Annotated in this window: 16 protein-coding genes; 9 read left to right on the top strand and 7 right to left on the bottom strand. The window is 68.5% G+C overall.

The features are described 5' to 3' along the window. Positions 1-473 precede the first annotated feature (473 nt). The 4 genes from AC08OT_RS11570 to AC08OT_RS11585 form a co-directional block, all read right to left on the bottom strand. Complete coding sequence (locus AC08OT_RS11570) at positions 474-872, bottom strand: hypothetical protein (protein ID WP_476595783.1); 399 nt, start codon at positions 870-872, stop codon at positions 474-476. 24 nt (positions 873-896) lie between these two features. Then, a complete protein-coding gene (locus AC08OT_RS11575; protein ID WP_476593028.1) occupies positions 897-3,323 on the bottom strand; it encodes a UvrD-helicase domain-containing protein in 2,427 nt (808 codons plus the stop codon). Between the two features lie 219 nt (positions 3,324-3,542). Further along, on the bottom strand, positions 3,543-4,121 hold the full coding sequence (locus AC08OT_RS11580; protein ID WP_476593027.1) for a DoxX family protein: 579 nt from the start codon (positions 4,119-4,121) through the stop codon (positions 3,543-3,545). A gap of 114 nt (positions 4,122-4,235) precedes the next feature. Further along, the gene (locus AC08OT_RS11585; protein WP_476602809.1) at positions 4,236-5,150 is read right to left on the bottom strand and encodes a universal stress protein; all 915 of its coding nucleotides are present in this window, start codon (positions 5,148-5,150) and stop codon (positions 4,236-4,238) included. Between the two features lie 521 nt (positions 5,151-5,671). On the opposite strand from AC08OT_RS11585, the gene AC08OT_RS11590 reads away from it, so the two are divergent. The 3 genes from AC08OT_RS11590 (at position 5,672) to AC08OT_RS11600 (ending at position 6,977) form a co-directional block, all read left to right on the top strand. Then, complete coding sequence (locus AC08OT_RS11590) at positions 5,672-6,112, top strand: Hsp20/alpha crystallin family protein (RefSeq protein WP_476593025.1); 441 nt, start codon at positions 5,672-5,674, stop codon at positions 6,110-6,112. Between the two features lie 154 nt (positions 6,113-6,266). Beyond that, positions 6,267-6,755 (top strand): CBS domain-containing protein, encoded by a 489-nt coding sequence (locus tag AC08OT_RS11595; protein WP_476593024.1) that lies wholly within the window; start codon positions 6,267-6,269, stop codon positions 6,753-6,755. A gap of 9 nt (positions 6,756-6,764) precedes the next feature. Continuing rightward, a complete protein-coding gene (locus AC08OT_RS11600; protein ID WP_476593023.1) occupies positions 6,765-6,977 on the top strand; it encodes a DUF1918 domain-containing protein in 213 nt (70 codons plus the stop codon). 71 nt (positions 6,978-7,048) lie between these two features. On the opposite strand, the gene AC08OT_RS11605 is transcribed toward AC08OT_RS11600, so the two are convergent. Continuing rightward, positions 7,049-7,966 carry an NUDIX domain-containing protein gene (locus tag AC08OT_RS11605; protein WP_476593022.1) on the bottom strand — a complete coding sequence of 306 codons (918 nt, stop codon included), beginning with the start codon at positions 7,964-7,966 and terminating at the stop codon, positions 7,049-7,051. A gap of 243 nt (positions 7,967-8,209) precedes the next feature. Between AC08OT_RS11605 and AC08OT_RS11610 the strand changes: the two genes are divergently transcribed. Genes AC08OT_RS11610 through AC08OT_RS11635 form a run of 6 tightly spaced genes read left to right on the top strand, consistent with a single transcriptional unit; the run spans position 8,210 to position 13,235 of the window. Then, positions 8,210-9,367: a 4Fe-4S dicluster domain-containing protein gene (locus AC08OT_RS11610; RefSeq protein WP_476602810.1), complete on the top strand. Its 1,158-nt coding sequence runs from the start codon at positions 8,210-8,212 to the stop codon at positions 9,365-9,367. Next, positions 9,354-9,821: a cyclic nucleotide-binding domain-containing protein gene (locus tag AC08OT_RS11615; protein WP_476593020.1), complete on the top strand. Its 468-nt coding sequence runs from the start codon at positions 9,354-9,356 to the stop codon at positions 9,819-9,821. The genes AC08OT_RS11610 and AC08OT_RS11615 overlap by 14 nt, the downstream gene beginning before the upstream one ends. Further along, positions 9,793-10,662, top strand: a complete 870-nt coding sequence (locus AC08OT_RS11620; protein WP_476593019.1) for an FAD/NAD(P)-binding protein — start codon at positions 9,793-9,795, stop codon at positions 10,660-10,662. Before AC08OT_RS11615 ends, AC08OT_RS11620 begins: the two co-directional genes overlap by 29 nt. Then, a complete protein-coding gene (locus AC08OT_RS11625; protein WP_476593018.1) occupies positions 10,662-11,486 on the top strand; it encodes an NADH-quinone oxidoreductase subunit B family protein in 825 nt (274 codons plus the stop codon). Before AC08OT_RS11620 ends, AC08OT_RS11625 begins: the two co-directional genes overlap by 1 nt. After that, positions 11,473-12,765: a Ni/Fe hydrogenase subunit alpha gene (locus AC08OT_RS11630; RefSeq protein WP_476593017.1), complete on the top strand. Its 1,293-nt coding sequence runs from the start codon at positions 11,473-11,475 to the stop codon at positions 12,763-12,765. Before AC08OT_RS11625 ends, AC08OT_RS11630 begins: the two co-directional genes overlap by 14 nt. After that, the gene (locus AC08OT_RS11635) at positions 12,723-13,235 is read left to right on the top strand and encodes a hydrogenase maturation protease (RefSeq protein WP_462187580.1); all 513 of its coding nucleotides are present in this window, start codon (positions 12,723-12,725) and stop codon (positions 13,233-13,235) included. Before AC08OT_RS11630 ends, AC08OT_RS11635 begins: the two co-directional genes overlap by 43 nt. Before the next feature lie 49 nt (positions 13,236-13,284). On the opposite strand, the gene AC08OT_RS11640 is transcribed toward AC08OT_RS11635, so the two are convergent. Both AC08OT_RS11640 and AC08OT_RS11645 read right to left on the bottom strand, forming a co-directional pair. Further along, entirely contained in the window at positions 13,285-14,430 is a 1,146-nt protein-coding gene (locus tag AC08OT_RS11640; RefSeq protein WP_476593016.1) for a site-2 protease family protein, read from the bottom strand. Between the two features lie 91 nt (positions 14,431-14,521). Continuing rightward, positions 14,522-14,944, bottom strand: coding sequence for a TOBE domain-containing protein (locus AC08OT_RS11645; RefSeq protein WP_462187578.1), 423 nt, complete (start codon positions 14,942-14,944; stop codon positions 14,522-14,524). Between the last annotated feature and the right edge of the window lie 1,408 nt (positions 14,945-16,352).

Below are 16,352 nucleotides of genomic sequence, written 5' to 3' on the forward strand. Positions count from 1 at the left end.
CCCCACAGCCACGATCAAGCAACAGCCACCACGTGTAACCCCAACGCAAACGCCCAGCTCAGCGGACCGCCGTCACGCACCCGTGAACGGACACGTAGGTTTGTATGGTTTCGAGAAAAACCTGGCCATCGGCAAACAGGAGTCAGCAGGAGGCATCTCTGCGTGTGCCGGCGTGGAGAGAACACCGCACGTTCCGGCCGGAATTTTCTCGACTGCCGGCCGCACCCCTGGCCAATTTTTCTACCCGATCGGACCAGTAAACGGGTGCGTGGACGTCTCAATAGACAGGAACGATCGCTTCCTTGATCTCCGTATTCCCTGTTCCGGATGGGGCCGTTCAACCATCCGAGTCACAGGCATGAGCGCCACAACACCTCTTCCCCCAGAGCTAGTGATGGAATCGCACCTCGCGTACGTAGCGTCACATGCCGGAGACGGTGGCGCGCGGATATTACCTAAATATATCAACCCAGTTAACAACTGTCCGCTTTTGGGTGGAATCGAACCGAAGTGCATGCGATGGTGATAAGGCGTAATAGCGGGTCGGGTCGGGTCGGGAAGGAGGCCCGGATGCGCAGGAAATTCGGGTCAATCTCTGTCCACAGGCCAGGGCTGACCAGCTTCGAAGTGGACCCGGAATTGTGTACACACGAGATCCCTGGGTGGAGCGGCCCATCGGAGGGCCGGGCACCGGCCCGCACGGCGGTCGAGCGTCGGGTCCGCGGCGGCTTCAGCGTCGCGGCGGTGACGTGCTTGCCCTCGATCGCGTTGGTGTCAAACCGCAGGAATGACCGGTGCACCGGGCCGATCCCGTTGCCGACCCGCAGGTACTCGTAGATGTCGTAGTTCGTTGTCGGGGACGTGCTGACCACGAAAGCGGGATCGTTCCAGAGTTCCTACCTGGAGCTGTGCCCGATCTCGGCGGGGATCGAGTGGTCCGAGTCGGGTACCTCGCGAATACCGGCCCACACGCTGTCTCGTGCCCTCGTGATGGCCACGTACATCTGTCGGCGTTCCAACTGGGTACGCTCGCGAAACGCGTCGGCCGACTCGGACGGCCGCCACGGCTTCGGGAAGAGGTTGCGGTCGGGAATACAGACGTGGGCGAAGTCGAGGCTCTTGACTCGGTGGTACGTCCCGACCTTGACCGCCTCACAGCTGGTTCCGTCATATTCGTTGAGGGAAACCGCTGGAATGCCCCGATCGGTGAGGACGCGCAGCCACCGCGCAGCCGCGGCGTTCGTCGGCACGAGCACCGCCATATCGCCGTAACGGACGTTCCGATTGTCATGGAATTCCACGAGGTGTTCGCAGAGCGCCGCATCCTGCGCCACGGTGCCCGACACCGTGACCTCGCGGATCTCGCCTCCCGGCCGGTCGACGTCGACCTCGCGCCGCCCGCGTTCCTGGACGCCGTCGAGGTCGTCGAAGCTGTCGTCGGCGACTACCGCCTGGGCGTAGCGCAGGATCTTCTCGCGATTACGGTAGTTTCTCCCGAGCACGGTGGAGCGTCCGACGACGGCGACGCCGGCCTCGGCGAGGGTGAAACCGCCGGGATAGATGGACTGCTGGCCATCGCCGACCACGAGCAGGCCATCCGGCTTGTCGCCGACGAAGGCATGCAGCAGTTGCAGACCGACGCACGTCAGGTCCTGTACCTCGTCAACAATCACCGCGTCGTACTGGGTGTCGGAACTCTCGCGCACCAGGTCGCGAGCCAGGAGCAGCACGTCGTCGCGATCGAGGACGCCGCGCTCTGTCCGGAGCTGCTCGTACCGTTCGTACAGCTCCCACACCGCACGTCGGTGGGTCGGTTGCAAGGGAGTGCTGCGCCCGACGCGTGCCAGCTTGGCGTACTGCTCGAAGTCGGTCAGGCCTCGGCCCTTGACGACTGTCGCGATCTCGTCCTTCCAGTACCCGGGAGCCAGGCCGAGCCCGGGCAGAACCGAGAACTGCCCGACCTGCCCCCAGGCGCGCCAGAAACAGGTGTCGGCGGCCTCCTGCTGGTGTCGGTCTGCCAAGCCGTGTTCGCGAAGACAACGTGCGGCGACGGCGTGGACGGTGGCGAACTCGATCCGGTCGACGTGCTCGGGGGCCATCCGGGTCAGCAGGACTCGGTAGACCGGCCCCAGCGTGCGCACCAGCGAGGTAAACAACACCCGTTCCCCGCGGGCGGCCAGATACTTGGCGCGGTGCAACGCGACGACCGTCTTGCCGGTACCGGCCGCGCCGCGGACGCGGGCCGGACCCGACCACTGCCGGCCGGCCAGGCGGGCCTGCGTCGGGTGCAGCCAGGTCATCCACGTCTCGATCGGCTCCCGGGCGGCGGCGTCGAGAAGTTCTTGCCACAGCTCCTCGCGGCTCAGCAGTGCATCCTGATCTGGTGGAACCGATTGCTCGGGCGGTGACAGCGGCTCGGAAGAAATCGGACGCCCGGCCGGAGCTGGACAGTAGGCCCGAGTGGGACGCTCGATAGCGGCTGGGCTTTCGGTCGCGGCCGTACCGTTCGAAGAGGGACCTGCCCGGCGCGCGACCGGACGGCGGACAGACCGTGAGGTCAGCGCCTCGGTGACCGTGACGACCGTGGCGGTGGTGGCGGTGGCGGTGGCGCGGGGCATCGGCGGGCAACCGCGTGCCAGACGGTCCAGTAGTTGTTCAACGAGGTCCGGTGCCAGGCGTGCGCCACGACGCGCCAGGTCGCGGGTTAGGTCCTGCTCGCCGAGCACCGTCACCCGGTCGAGTTGTGCCCGGACGTTTTTCCGCCTGGCCAGAACCAGCAGCGGAACCACCTCGGTCGGTGGCAGACCTGCCTCTACCAGCACCTCCTCCACCGCTACGGTCTGATCCAGAAGTTTGCGGACGTCGTCGTCCGCGCCGGCGTCGCCACGCCATAACCGGCCGCGTTCGACGATGATCTCTCGCCAGTTCTTCACGTCTACCACGAAGACTCCGCCAGGCCCCACCACGATCACGTCGATGTTGGCCCGGCGGGTGCCTGGCCACCGTCGGTCCGGCAGCACGTGCCACCCTGCGTCGTCCATACCGACCAGCACTCGGACCACACTCTGCTCGGCCCGGCCACCGGCTTCCCAGTGCTGGCGGTGGCGGCGTAACTGCTTCAGCACGTCGGTCAGGTGCTGGATCTGTCGCTGGACTCCGTCGATCTCCATCCCGAGCAGGACAGCTTGACCGAGGGCCGACGGTTCTGGCAGCGGGTCGGCGTCTCGCGTCGACGAGGCGGTCGTCGGCGGATGGGCTGTCGACGTGCCGACGGTCGACGCAGCGGTGGCGGGGATGCGCGCTGCCGGTCCATCCAAAAGCACGTCACTACTCCCTCACCTTATGTCACAGGTAAGAGTACGGTAATGAGTCGTCGTTTGGATACGTTTACGGGCGACAGTGGTCTGCAGGCCCTAGGGAAGAGTGGTTGTTGTCGGAAACGTAGGTCTACTTTCGAACACTGGTTCGAGCGTGCCGACTCGAACTCTTCGAACGCCCTGGCCACGGCCGCTTTCGGCAGAGAACGATCACGTAAGTTCGGTCTAGACCGCCAGCACGATGGCGGCGCTGATGCCGCCGAGGCCGAGGGCGAAGGCCGCCTCGGGCAGCCCGCCGTCGCGCCGTCGGAAGAGGCGGTCGAGCGCCAGCCGCCCGGCACCGACCGCCGCCACCGTGATCGCGACCACCGCGATGCACAGCGGGTACTCCATGCCGCCGTCGGTTTCCCACAGTCCGTTCGGTGCGGTCACGATCATTGCGTTGATCATCACGCCGATCACGGCCGCGGCCGCCAATGGAGTCAGCAGGCCCACCGCCAGGCCGAGCCCGCCGAGGAACTCGGACGCGCCGGCCAGCCCGGCGAAGAAGGTGCCGGGGTGGTAACCCAGCTGGGCGAATCCCTTGCCGGTCGCGGTGAGGCCGTGGCCGCCGAACAGGCCGAAGAGCTTCTGCGCGCCGTGCCCGGCGAGCAGCAGACCGAAGGTCATCCGGAGCAGCAGCAGCCCGAGGTCGGCTGCGGACACGGCCGTGCGGGACGGGCCCGGACGGGAGGCGTCGGGCGGTGCGGGGGTAGCGGGTGCCAGGTGGAGGGATGCCCGGTGCCGCGTAGCGAGCAGTTTCATATCGAAACCCTGATCCAGGCGAAAGCATACGGTGAAGCTTTGGTCACTACTGTGCCTGCCCGCTCTGCCGGGCCGGTACCTCGTTCGCCGGTGACTTCCCCCGCGGCCCGGCCGTCAGCTTCGGTGACGCCGGCGCGGCGGGCGAACGACGGCGACCGGGCAGACGGCATGCAGCACGCACTGGGAGCTGGTGGAACCGAGCAGCAACTCGGCGAAGCCGCCGCGGCCCCGGGCGCCCACCACAAGCAGCTGGGCGCGCGCCGCCGCGTTGATCAGGCCGTAGGCGGCGTTGCCCACAATCAGGCCGGTTTCCACCCCGATGCCCTCCCAGCCGGCCAGGCCCGCGTTCGCTGACTCGTCCAGAACAGCCTGCGCGGCATCGCGAAACGCCTCGTCGCCGAGGCCCACCCGCCCGGTGAGGGTTGCCGGCAGCGGCTCCCACACATGCACGACGCGCAGTGGAGCCCGGCGCAGCGCTGCCTCGCCTGCGGCCCAGGCCAGCGCGTCCACCGAGGCGGCGGACCCGTCCACCCCGACGACGACGGGGCCGGGCCGGCTCCTGCCCCGCTCGCCGTGGACAACCACGACCGGGACCGCCGCGTCGTGCACGCAGGCGAGGCTGACCGAGCCGGTCAGCCTCCGCTGCGTCCGGCTTGCCCCATGGGCGCCGAGGACGAGCATGGCCGCCCGGTCGGACTCGGCCAGCAGCATCTGTACCGGGGCCCCGTAGACGGTCCGTTCGAAGATCCGCGCCGCCGGTTCGTCCTTGCGGACCCGCTCCACGACATCGTGTAGCAGCCACTGCGCCGTCCAGCACGGGTGCTCCGGGGACGTGGCCGACGGCGGCTTCGATCGCTCGTGCGGTGGTCCGGCGGCCGCCCACACCAGCACCGCCCGTACGCGAGCGTCCCGCAGTCGTGCAGCGTCCACCGCCCAGCGCAACGCCCACTCGGCGTCCGCGGATCCGTCGATCCCGACGACGATCTCCGCCTGCGGGACGAAATCAGCTTCCACCTGATCGCCTTCCACGTGCCCACCCTGTTCAGCCTCGTACGTGAGGTAGGTTACTTATAGTAAGTAGATGATCGCATTCTGTTCTGATTCGCGGTAACGGCCAAGCGAACCGGCTGCACCGCGACGAACCCCTCACTCCTGGGCCCGTCCTGGTAGCTCAACGCGGTGATATCCAGCCCGCAGCTGTGTGCGATCGGGCTGAGCGGATAGATGGCGATCATCGGCCTCCTGTCGAGGTGGAGCGGCCGGGGTGAGCTAGCCCGTCGTGGGCCTGGAGTTGGCCGGTCTGTGGTTCGGGCGAGCCAAGCGTGGGTAGAGACTGAAAGTGGTCAGACAGGACACACTAGGTGACGGTCTGCATTCTTCTATGGAGAAGAGAAGATCGTGATCCTATCCGCGCGACTCGGTGACCGTCTGGCGACGCTCATCCGGTGGAATCTGGACCCGTCTACACCGGGCCGGCGGCGTCCGGCAGGCGGGCGTGTGCGGTGCCGGCTGGGCCGGGCAGCCGCCGGCCGCCAGGAAGGAGCAACCAGATGGCGAGCATGGAACGCCAGCGTCCCCGGCGGAACTGGTTCGATCTGTTGGGTCTGCCCTGGTCGCAGGCACGGACGTCCGCGGCGGAGCTGCTCGGCCGGCGCGGGGCTGACGTTCCGGTCGAGGAGTACACCGAGGACGACGCCTACGTCCTGCGCGCCGAGATCCCCGACGTCGACCCGGACAAAGACGTCGATGTCACCGTCTCCGAAGGGACGCTGGCGGTACACGCCGAACGGCACGAGGCGAGAAGTCAGAAGGCTCTCGGCGGGTACCGCACCGAGTTCCGCTATGGCGCGTTCAGCCGTTCCGTGGCGCTTCCGCCCGGGGCGAAGGCGGACCGGGCAGCCGCGACCTATAAGGACGGCATCCTGGAAGTCCGCGTTCCGGTCGAGCCAGCCGAGACGTCCGGCCGGAAGATCACAGTTGAGCAGGGCTGACGCCCGACGATGCCCGGTCGCAGGGCCCGAACTCTCCGGCCGACTGCGGCCCCGGGCGACGTTATTACCCACCCGGGTGCCGGCCCGCTTCTCCTCCCGTGTGGGGAGCCAGGAGTCACCATCAGGGGCAAGCACCTTCCTGGAGGGGGTAAGCATGGCCGACATCCGTAGCACGATCGTCCGGCGGCCGGTCACCGTGGAGCGGTCCACCACGATCCGGGACGCGGCGGCGCAGATGGAACGGCAGGGCGTGGGCGCGCTCCTCGTCATGGAGAACGATCGCCTGGTCGGGATCGTCACCGACCGCGACATCGTGCTACGTGGCGTTGTCCGCGGTATCCTGACGGACAGCCGGATCGACGCCCTCATGACCACCGAGGTCATCACCGTGCCGTCCGGCGTCGACCTCGAACGGGCCTACGAAATCTTCCGTGACCACGCGATCCGCCGGCTCCCGGTCGTCGACGGCCGCCGGCTCGTCGGCCTGCTGTCCGTCGACGATCTGCTCATCCGCACCGAGCATGAGATGGCCGAGCTGGTACACCCGCTCGCCGATGAGGTCTTTGCCCCCCACCGCGAGGCCCCACCGCTGGCTACCACCGGCGAGGAGCCCGTCGAGCCGGCGCCCGGACTGCCGCCCTGACGTAGGGCGATGCGCGCCCATCCCGGCGACACCCTGGTTGTCCACCGTCCCACCGTCACGCAACCGGAGCGCATTGGGGAGATCCTTGAGGTGCGCTCGCTGGCCGGCGACCCCCCGTTCACTGTCCGCTGGTCCGACACCGGGCACGTCAGCTTCGTCTACCCGGGACCGGACTCCGAGGTCCGTCACCCTCCTGAGGAGGCCCGCAGCGGCACCGGCTGAAAAGCGGCACCGGCTGAAAAGGATGACGGGTTCAGCTCTGCATGCGTGACGAACACGCACCGTCAGGCGAATCATGCTACGGGATCGTGACGTTCCGCTGCGATCAGCCTGCCGGGATGGCAGTGCAGCAGCCAGAAGCCGCCTGCCCGTACCCCGAGCTGGTCCGGGATCGGCCAGCACCAGCCGTCCAGGAGTCGTCGGAGCAGGTCGGCAATGATGGTGCGCTGGCTACAGACCGCCGTCAGCGTCCCGGACGCCGCCAGCCCCATCAAGGTAGCGACCACCCTCGCCTCCGATCCGGGATATCCGGTGTCCGCCAGCGTCGGCTCCGGTTCGATGGCGAGCCCGGCCGTGTGCGCGTACGGGGCGAGCGTGGCGGTGCAGCAGGGCAGGTCGGCGCTGATCAGCAGGCGAATCCCCAGGCTGGTCAGCAGCGGCACCAGTGCGCTCGCCTGGGCCCGGCCGCGCTCGTCGAGCGGGCATAGCTGGTCGGGCCCGTCCCAGCGCCGATGGTGGGCGGCCCGAACGTGGCGGATGACGACGAGCGCGGCCGTCGGCGCCGGCAGCCGACCAAACTCGGCGAGCACCTGGCGGTCGGTGTCGTAGCTGACCCGGCGAGCCGCCTCCCCCTTCGCCAGCCAGGCAAGCCTGTCCACCTCCCGGGTGGGGACGAACGTGCCGGAACGGGCCTGCATCCCCCAGTACCGGACCGCCTTCACCGTCCTGCCGCCGTCCGTCAGGTAGCGGTACTCGCCGAGCGGGGGCCCGAGCCTGGCCCGGCAACCAGTCTCCTCCTCGACCTCCCGCAACGCGCCGAGCAACGGATGTTCTCGCCGGCGCAGCTTGCCCTTGGGCAGGGACCAGTCGTCATACCGCGGCCGGTGCACGACCGCGATCTGCCGCCCGTCCCGCGTGGGTCGCCACAGCACCCCACCGGCGGCACCGACGACCCGTACCGGCCTATCCCAGGGATCAGCCGACGACTTCATACCGTCCAGTCTTCGACTCCAGCCGCCGCGGCGCCAGGAGGACAGGCACATCCCAGCAAGGCCCGGTCCAGCACGGCCCGGTCGACAACCCGCCGCCGGTGGCGCGGATCGCGGTCGGGCCGTCCGCAGCGTCCACCGCTACCAGGGCGGAGATCCCCATCTGAAGCGCATGTTCCCCGACGGCACCCAGGGGTATGGAACTCGCTACAGAAGATTATCGCTGTCCGGGGGGTGGAGGGTGGGGTGACGAACGCAGGTGTGGCCGAGCTCATCGTCGAGCCGGCGGTGCTCGGGACGCTCGTCGATGTGCTGCGTGCACGCGGGTACCAGGTCGTCGGCCCGACGGTGCGGGACGGCGCGATCGTCTACGACGAGATCAGTAGCGCGGCACAGCTCCCGGCGGGGTGGACCGATGTCCAGGAGGCGGGTCGTTACCGGCTCGAGCGTCGTCGCGACGCGGCGCTGTTCGGTTACGCGGTGGGGCCGCATTCGTGGAAGCAGAACCTGCTGCCGCCCCGGCTGCGCCTGCTGAAGACCCGCCGCCACGGCGATGGCGGCTTCGGCGATGGCGGCTTCGAGGTGGCGGAGGAACCGCTACCTCGGGCAGCGGTGGCATTCCTCGGCGTCCGTTCCTGTGAGCTGCAGGCCATCGCAATCCAGGACCGGATCCTGCTCGGGGGGCGCCACGCCGACCGCGACTACGCTGCTCGCCGCAGCGATGTGTTCATCGTTGCGGTGAACTGCCACGAGCCGGGTGGGACCTGCTTCTGCGTGTCGATGAACACGGGCCCGGCGGTGCGGGAGGGCTACGACCTGGTCCTCAGCGAAATCCTGGCCAGTGACCACCGGCTGCTCGTCGAGGCGGGCACCCCTCGGGGCGTCGAGATACTGGGCGAGCTGGCCGGGCGCCCGGCCGAAGCCGCCGACCGTAGCGCGGCCCAAGCCGCCGTGGACGGGGCGGCCGACCGGATGGGACGCACCGTCGACGCGGCCGACCTGCGTGACCTGCTCGCGGACAACCTCGAACATCCACGGTGGGACGAGGTGGCGCAGCGGTGCCTGAGCTGCGGCAACTGCACGATGGTGTGTCCAACCTGCTTCTGTACCTCGGTGGAGGACGTCAGCGACCTCACCGGAAGTGAGGCGGAGCGCTGGCGCAGCTGGGAGTCCTGCTTCTCGCTGGACCACTCCTACATCCACGGCGGCAATGTCCGTGCCTCCGGACGCTCCCGTTACCGCCAGTGGTTGACCCACAAGTTCGGCACCTGGCACGACCAGTTCGGAACGTCCGGATGCGTCGGCTGCGGACGGTGCATCACCTGGTGCCCCGTCGGCATCGACGTCACCGAGGAACTGACCGCCATTCGGGCGAACTCCGCGGCCGGCGATGACGTCGGTTGAGGCACCGCTCGGCGAGGTCGGCGTCTTCGCCGGTATGCACCCGGACCACCTCGCCCTCCTCGCCGGGTGCGCCCGGCACGCCGTCTTCCGCCCGGGCGACGTACTCCTGCGGGAAGGCGACCCGGCCGACACCCTCTACGTCATCCAGCACGGCACGGTCGCGATCGAAACCTTCGTCCCGACCCGGGGTCTGGTCCCCATCGAGACCGTCGGAGCCGGCAATGTGGTGGGCTGGTCCTGGCTGTTCCCGCCGTACCGGCTCCATTTCGACGCCCGTGCCCTCTCGCTGGTCCGCGCCACCGCCATCGACGGTGCCTGCCTACGCGGGAAGTTCTCCCAGGACCCGGCGCTGGGCTACGACGTGCTGTCCCACCTTGCGCAGGTGCTCATCGAGCGCCTGCAGGCCACCCGGTTGCGGCTGCTCGATGTCTACGCAAACCCGGGCCAGGGCTGACGGCGCGGCCGGGGAGATGACCCCTCGGCCGTTCCGGGTGACCTGCCGCCACCAGGAGACGGGTGACACGTGGACCCTGGAACTCGCACCGCTCTCCGGCGCTCCGATCATCGCCGCACCCGGCCAGTTCACCATGGTCTACGCTTTCGGCGTCGGCGAGGTCCCCTTGTCCGTGATGGTCGACGACTCCGTGACGGCTGGTACCGACGGCCCGCTTGTGCACACCGTCCGAGCGGTCGGCGCGGTGACGGAAGCGATCTGCGCGTCCCGCCCGGGCGACGTCCTCGGGGTGCGTGGCCCGTTTGGGCGAGGCTGGCCGGTAGGCGCCGCCGCCGGGCTGGACGTCGTCGTGGTCGCGGGCGGGCTCGGGCTGGCGCCGCTGCGGCCGGTCGTCCGGCAGCTCCTGCGACGGCGCGCCGACTACGGCAACGTGGTCGTGCTCGCCGGCACCCGTACACCCGCGGACATCCTCTACCGCCGGGAGCTGGCCGGTTGGCAGGACCGCACCGACCTCCAAGCCCTGGTGACCGTCGACGGTGCGCAGCCCGGATGGGACGGCCGGGTCGGCGTCGTCACCACCCTTCTCCCGCACGTGCGTTTCGATCCGGCCAGAACCGTCGCGTTCACCTGCGGACCCGAGATCATGATGCGGCTGACCGCACGGGCCCTGGTCGACGCCGGCGTACCCGCCGACCGCATCCACCTGTCCCTGGAACGCAACATGCACTGCGGCCTCGGCCACTGCGGCCGCTGCCAGCTCGGCCCGCTGATGCTCTGCCTGGACGGACCGGTCTGCGGCTACGACCGCCTGGAACCGTCGCTCGCCGTCCGGGAGCTGTGATGCCGATGCCGACGCCGACTCCGACCAGCCCAACCAGGCCCCGGCTCGCCGTCTGGAAGTTCGCCTCCTGCGACGGCTGCCAGCTCACCCTGCTCAACTGCGAAGATGAGCTGCTCTCGCTCACCGGCGAGGTCGACGTCTCCTACTTCCTGGAGGCATCCAGCGCGACCGTCGACGATCCCTACGACCTCTCCCTCGTCGAGGGCTCGGTCACCACCGAACAGGACGTGGAACGCATCCACCAGGTCCGGGCCGCGTCTCGGCGTCTGGTCACAATCGGCGCCTGCGCGACCGCCGGCGGCATCCAGGCGCTCCGCAACTTCGCCGACGTCGGTGACTTCCTCGCGGCCGTCTACGCCACCCCGGCGTACGTCTCGACGCTGGCGACCTCCACCCCGATCTCCACGCACGTCTGGGTGGACTTCGAACTCCAGGGCTGCCCGGTCAACCCTCGCCAGCTCCTCGAAGTCATCAGCGCGTTCCTCGCTCGCCGACGCCCGAACATCTCCTCATCCTCCGTCTGCACCGAATGCAAACGGCGCGGGACGGTGTGCGTGATAGTCGCGCACGGCACGCCGTGCCTCGGCCCGGTCACGCATGCCGGATGCGGTGCGATCTGCCCGGCCTATCACCGCGGCTGCTACGGCTGTTTCGGCCCGATGGAGAGCCCCAACACCCCCGCGTTGATCCGCCAGCTACGGGTTCTCGGGATGAACGAGGACAACGTCGACCGAGTGTTCCGGACGTTCAACACCGCCGCGCCGGCGTTCCGCGACGCCCCCGGCGAGGGTTCGGGAAGCGGTGAGACCGATGCGCGCGACTAGGACCATCGCACCTCCCCCGCTCACCAGGGTCGAGGGCGAAGGAAGGTTGCTAATCAAGATCATCGACGGGCGGGTGGACGAAGCCCACCTGAAGATCTTCGAACCGCCGCGCTTCTTCGAGGCGTTCCTCCGCGGCCGGGCCTACACCGAGCCACCCGACATCACCGCCCGGATCTGCGGCATCTGCCCGGTCGCCTACCAGATGAGCGCGCTGGCAGCCATCGAACAGATCTGTGGCATCACGGTCACGGGCCCACCCGCCGCCCTACGGCGGCTCATCTACTGCGGTGAATGGATCGAGAGTCACGCGCTACACGTCTTCCTGTTGCACCTGCCGGACTTCCTCGGCTACGATAGCGCACTAAACCTTGCCCAGGACCAGCCCGCCCTGGTCAAGCTGGGACTTACACTGAAGAAGGCCGGCAACACGCTCATGACGGTCATCGGCGGCCGCGCGATCCACCCCGTCACCACGCGGGTCGGCGGCTGGTACCGGGCACCACGCCGGCGCGACCTGACCGAGCTCGTCGGGCAACTGGAACAGGCGCGAGACATCGCCCGGGACACCGCCCGATTCACCGCCGCCCTGGACTTCCCCGAAGACGAACTCCACCAGACCTTCGTCGCGCTCCACCAACCTGGCGAATACCCCGTTGAGCGCGGCCGGATCGCCTCCACCGATGGCCTCGACATCGCCCCGGCCGACTACGACCGGCACTTCACCGAAGAACAGGTGCCCTGGTCGAACGCTCTGTACTCGACCCTGGCCGCGGGCGGCTCCTACCTCACCGGACCGCTGGCTCGCTTCGCGCTGGGCGCGCAGTGCCTGGCGCCCGCCGCCCGCGAGACCGCCGCCGAGATCGGCCTGCGCCCACCGGAGCGCAACCCCTACCGCAGCATCATCGTGCGTTGCATCGAGATGGTCCACGCCGCCGACGAGGCGCTGCGGATCATCGCGGACTACACCGAGCCCGACCCCCCCGCGCTGGAGGCCCCGCCCCGGGCGGGAACCGGCTACGGGGTCACGGAGGCACCCCGCGGCCTGCTCTACCACCGCTACACGATCGACCACAACGGCACCATCCTCGACGCAAAGATCGTGCCACCAACCGCCCAGAACCAACGTCCGATCGAAGAAGACCTGCGCGGCGTGGTGGAACGCTTCATGGACCTGCCAGAGCCCGAACTCGCCCTGCGCTGCGAACGGGCCATCCGCAACTACGACCCCTGCATCTCATGTGCAACCCACTTCCTGACCCTCCACATCGAGCACGGCTGACCGTCATCGGGATCGGCAATCCCTACCGACACGACGACGCCGTCGGCCTGGCAGTCGCGCATCAGCTACGCTGCACGCTCCCACCTGGCGTCGACGTGGTCGAATGCGCCGGCGAGCCGACAGGACTGTTTGCCGCCTGGGAAGGGGCCGACGCCGTCTGGATCATCGACGCCGCCCATTCCGCGGCCCCGCCCGGAACCGTGCACCGCCTACCGGCCAACGACCGCACACTGCCGGCGGATCTCGTCGGGCCATCGACCCACGCGCTCGGCCTTGCGGACACCATCGAGATCAGCCGAACACTCGGCCGGCTTCCCCGGCATCTCGTCATCTACGCAATCTCCGGCCATACCTTCTCAGCAGGCCTCGGACTCGGCCCCGAGGTCGCGGCGGCGGCCCGCAACGTGGCCGCCGCCATCCGCGCCGAAACAGCGATCTATGCCGCCAGGGAACCCGACGATCTCCGTTGACCGCCGCCAACCGCGGTAGCCGAAGGCCCGCGTTGGCGGTGGGATTCGGTCACGGGACTTCGCGCGGCCCGGGGGCGGCGTTCATCAGCCACGTCACCATGCGGCTGATGTCCGACAGCGACAGGATCCCGACGAGTCTGCCCTGGTCCATCACCAGAACGCGGTGCTCGGCGCCGGGCTCCATGCGCGGCAGCAGATCCGCCAGCGGGTCGTCGGGACCCGCGATGGTGGTCCGCGACAGTGGCACCATCACCTCGCTTACCGTTACCGTGCCGCTCTTCTCCGGCGGCACCTGCTTGGCGCCGTCCAGGGTCACCAGCCCGACCGGGACTCCGTTCTCGCCGGTCACCGGGAATGCCGAGTGCCGGTACCGGTACAGCGGGCCGGCCAGCAGGTTCGCGACGGTCAGGGCCGCGGGCACCGTGAGCGGCTTCGTCGTCATGGCGTCATGTACCGGGACGCCGGCGAGCACACCGCGCAACTGCGCCTGCCGTCCCTCGGCGGTGGCGGCCGCGATGAGGAACGAGCCGATCAGGGCCAGCCAGAGCCAGCCGAATCCGCCGCCTCTCATGAACACGAGGAGTCCCAGAACGACGAGCAGCCAGCCGAGGACGCGTCCGGCTGCGGTAGCCCCGGCGGTCGCCCGCAGCCGATCTCCCGTACGCCACCACAGGAAGGCGCGCAGCAGCCGCCCACCGTCGAGCGGAGCGGCGGGAAAGGCGTTGAAGACGGCGAGCAGCAGGTTGATGCCCGCCAGCCAGGCCACCACCTCGACCAGGAGCTCGGGCGCGGACGCCAGGGCGAGCAGCCAGGCGCCCAGCACGAAGAGCCCGCCCAGCAGAAGGCTGACGAGTGGGCCGACACCCGCGATCCGCAGCTCCGCTGCCGGGCTCGACGCCTCCGACTTCAGCCGGGCCACCCCGCCCAGCAGCCACAACACGATGTCGTCCACGGCCACCCCGTTGCGCCGGGCCACCAGGGCGTGCGCCACCTCGTGGGCGAGCAGCGAGGCGAAGAAAACCACCGCGGCGGCAAGGGCCGCCAACCAGTACACCACCAGGGCATGGCCCGGGTACACCTGTGGGAGGCGGCCCTGCGCGAGGCCGAACGCGATGATGCCGAAGATGAGCAGCACGCTCCAGTGGACCCCGATCCGGACTCCAGCGATCCGTCCCACCATGAAGGTCGCCCGCACAGCGTCTCTCCCCTGTTCGAACGTGCCCCGGGACCAAGACCCGGCTCGACTCCGCGGTTGGGCGCGGGGCCGGCCCCGTCAGGCTGTCCCGTCAGGCTGCCGCGAGGGCCACCTCCGTCGACTTGACCAGGGCGGTCACCGAGGAACCCGCGGCCAGACCGAGGTCGGTCGCGGCGGCCAGGGTGATCGCCGCGGTGAGCTCGCCGCCACCATCGAGGGCGATATGCGCGACGGCCATGGCACCGCCGGTCTCCAGGCTGGACACCGTGCCGCGCAGCCGGTTACGGATGCTCAGACCATCCACGCTGCCCGTGGCCAGCGCCACCTCGGTGGACTTGATCAGAATCTCGACGGTGGCCCCCACCGAGAGGTCGAGGTCCTTGACCGCATCAAGGGTCACCGCGGCGGTGACGGTCTGCCCGCCGGAGAGGTCGACAGTCACGGTGCTCATCACCGCACCTTCGGTGATGTCGGTGACGGTTCCGGTCAGTCGGTTGCGAATGCTCAGGCTCATCGGTCCACCTCGTCCTCTCGGGTGCCGCCAGGTGCCGTCAGTCAACTCCTACCCGCCCGTCTGTGCCGCGTACATGCCTCGACCCGCAGAAGAGCCGTGCAGAAGGGTCCTGCGGACAAGTGATGCCCGACAGGCGGTCGCGCCTGATCGGTCCGTGCGGGTCGGGGGCGCGGGCGCTCCGGTGCCACCGGTTCGCCTACCCCGAACAGGTCGATGTCGACCATCGACCCCGAGAGTCCGGCCTCCCGCACGTAGGCGACCCGCACCGACAGGAACACTGCCTTGGCACAACAGGTGGGCAGATAATGTCGCCAGAAACCCTACCACTACCCACTGTCATGCAAGACAACACACCTATCTCACCGCCGGCGTGGGCGCCAGGTCGCCCGCGCCCGGTCCACTCACGTCTGCGACCCAAAGAAATCCCAGCATCCCTCGGCGGCACCCCCGCCGATCATCCGACTGGCGTCCACCCCCACAACAACAGATCATCGTCGTATGACATCGGGCAATCGTGTTGAAGCAACGAAAGCGCACAACATTAAACAACGGCAACTCTCGGCGGGCCGTCCGAGCGGCTGCCGACGGTGGAACCGGCGCCCAAGCCGGACTACCCCCAGACTAACCCCCCCCCCCCCGAGCTAACCCCGGACTAACCCCGTAGCGGGCTCGCGGAGGGCTCGTAGGGCTGCTTCCGCTGTACCCGGCTGTCCCCGTCATCCGTATTCCCGACCCGCCATCCGTATTCCCGACCTGCCTGCAGGGAATGGTGGTTCAGGGAAGCCGAGAATGTTCGCGGCCATGGCACACCTCCCGATGAGGGGACTAGAAGGGGTACCCCCGCTTCCGGTGTCGGACTACCCCGTAGGGGTGCGCATCCCTCGCGCTGGAACCGCGGCTGGAGTGCTCCGGAACTGGCGTCGGTCAACGACGTTGAATTCGTAATGAAGTAATTAATGCAAGCCAATATGCGTCTTCGCAGGTCACGGGCTCGCGAGGACCCCGAAGTGAACAAGTTATTTCATTCCTAATCCGTTGAAGGGACCGTTCCTCCTCGGTGCCGGGTTCATGGTCGGCTGGATGTCTGGATGTGCATTGTGATCGGTGCGGCGCGGTCGCCCGATCTGCCCGTCGCGCGGCGGTGGTATCACTGGATCGGTCCGACGAGACGGACTGACTTTCGATAAGCCGGACGATAAGTGGTCGAGTGGTGATTGCCGTGCTAGCTGATACGCTTTTAACAGTTAGCGCCCGCCTGCTATCTCGGCTGCCGGCTGGAGTTAGCGCGAGTGCGCGCTCACTCATCACTTGCTATAGCGGCACGCCTGCGCCGGTCGCGGCGCTTGGGGATCGTCATTAAATAAGTTGATCATTTGATCTGTGTTTAGTGTTCCCCTGTGATTTCCTC

The organism is Frankia sp. CgJB1 (assembly GCF_977947065.1).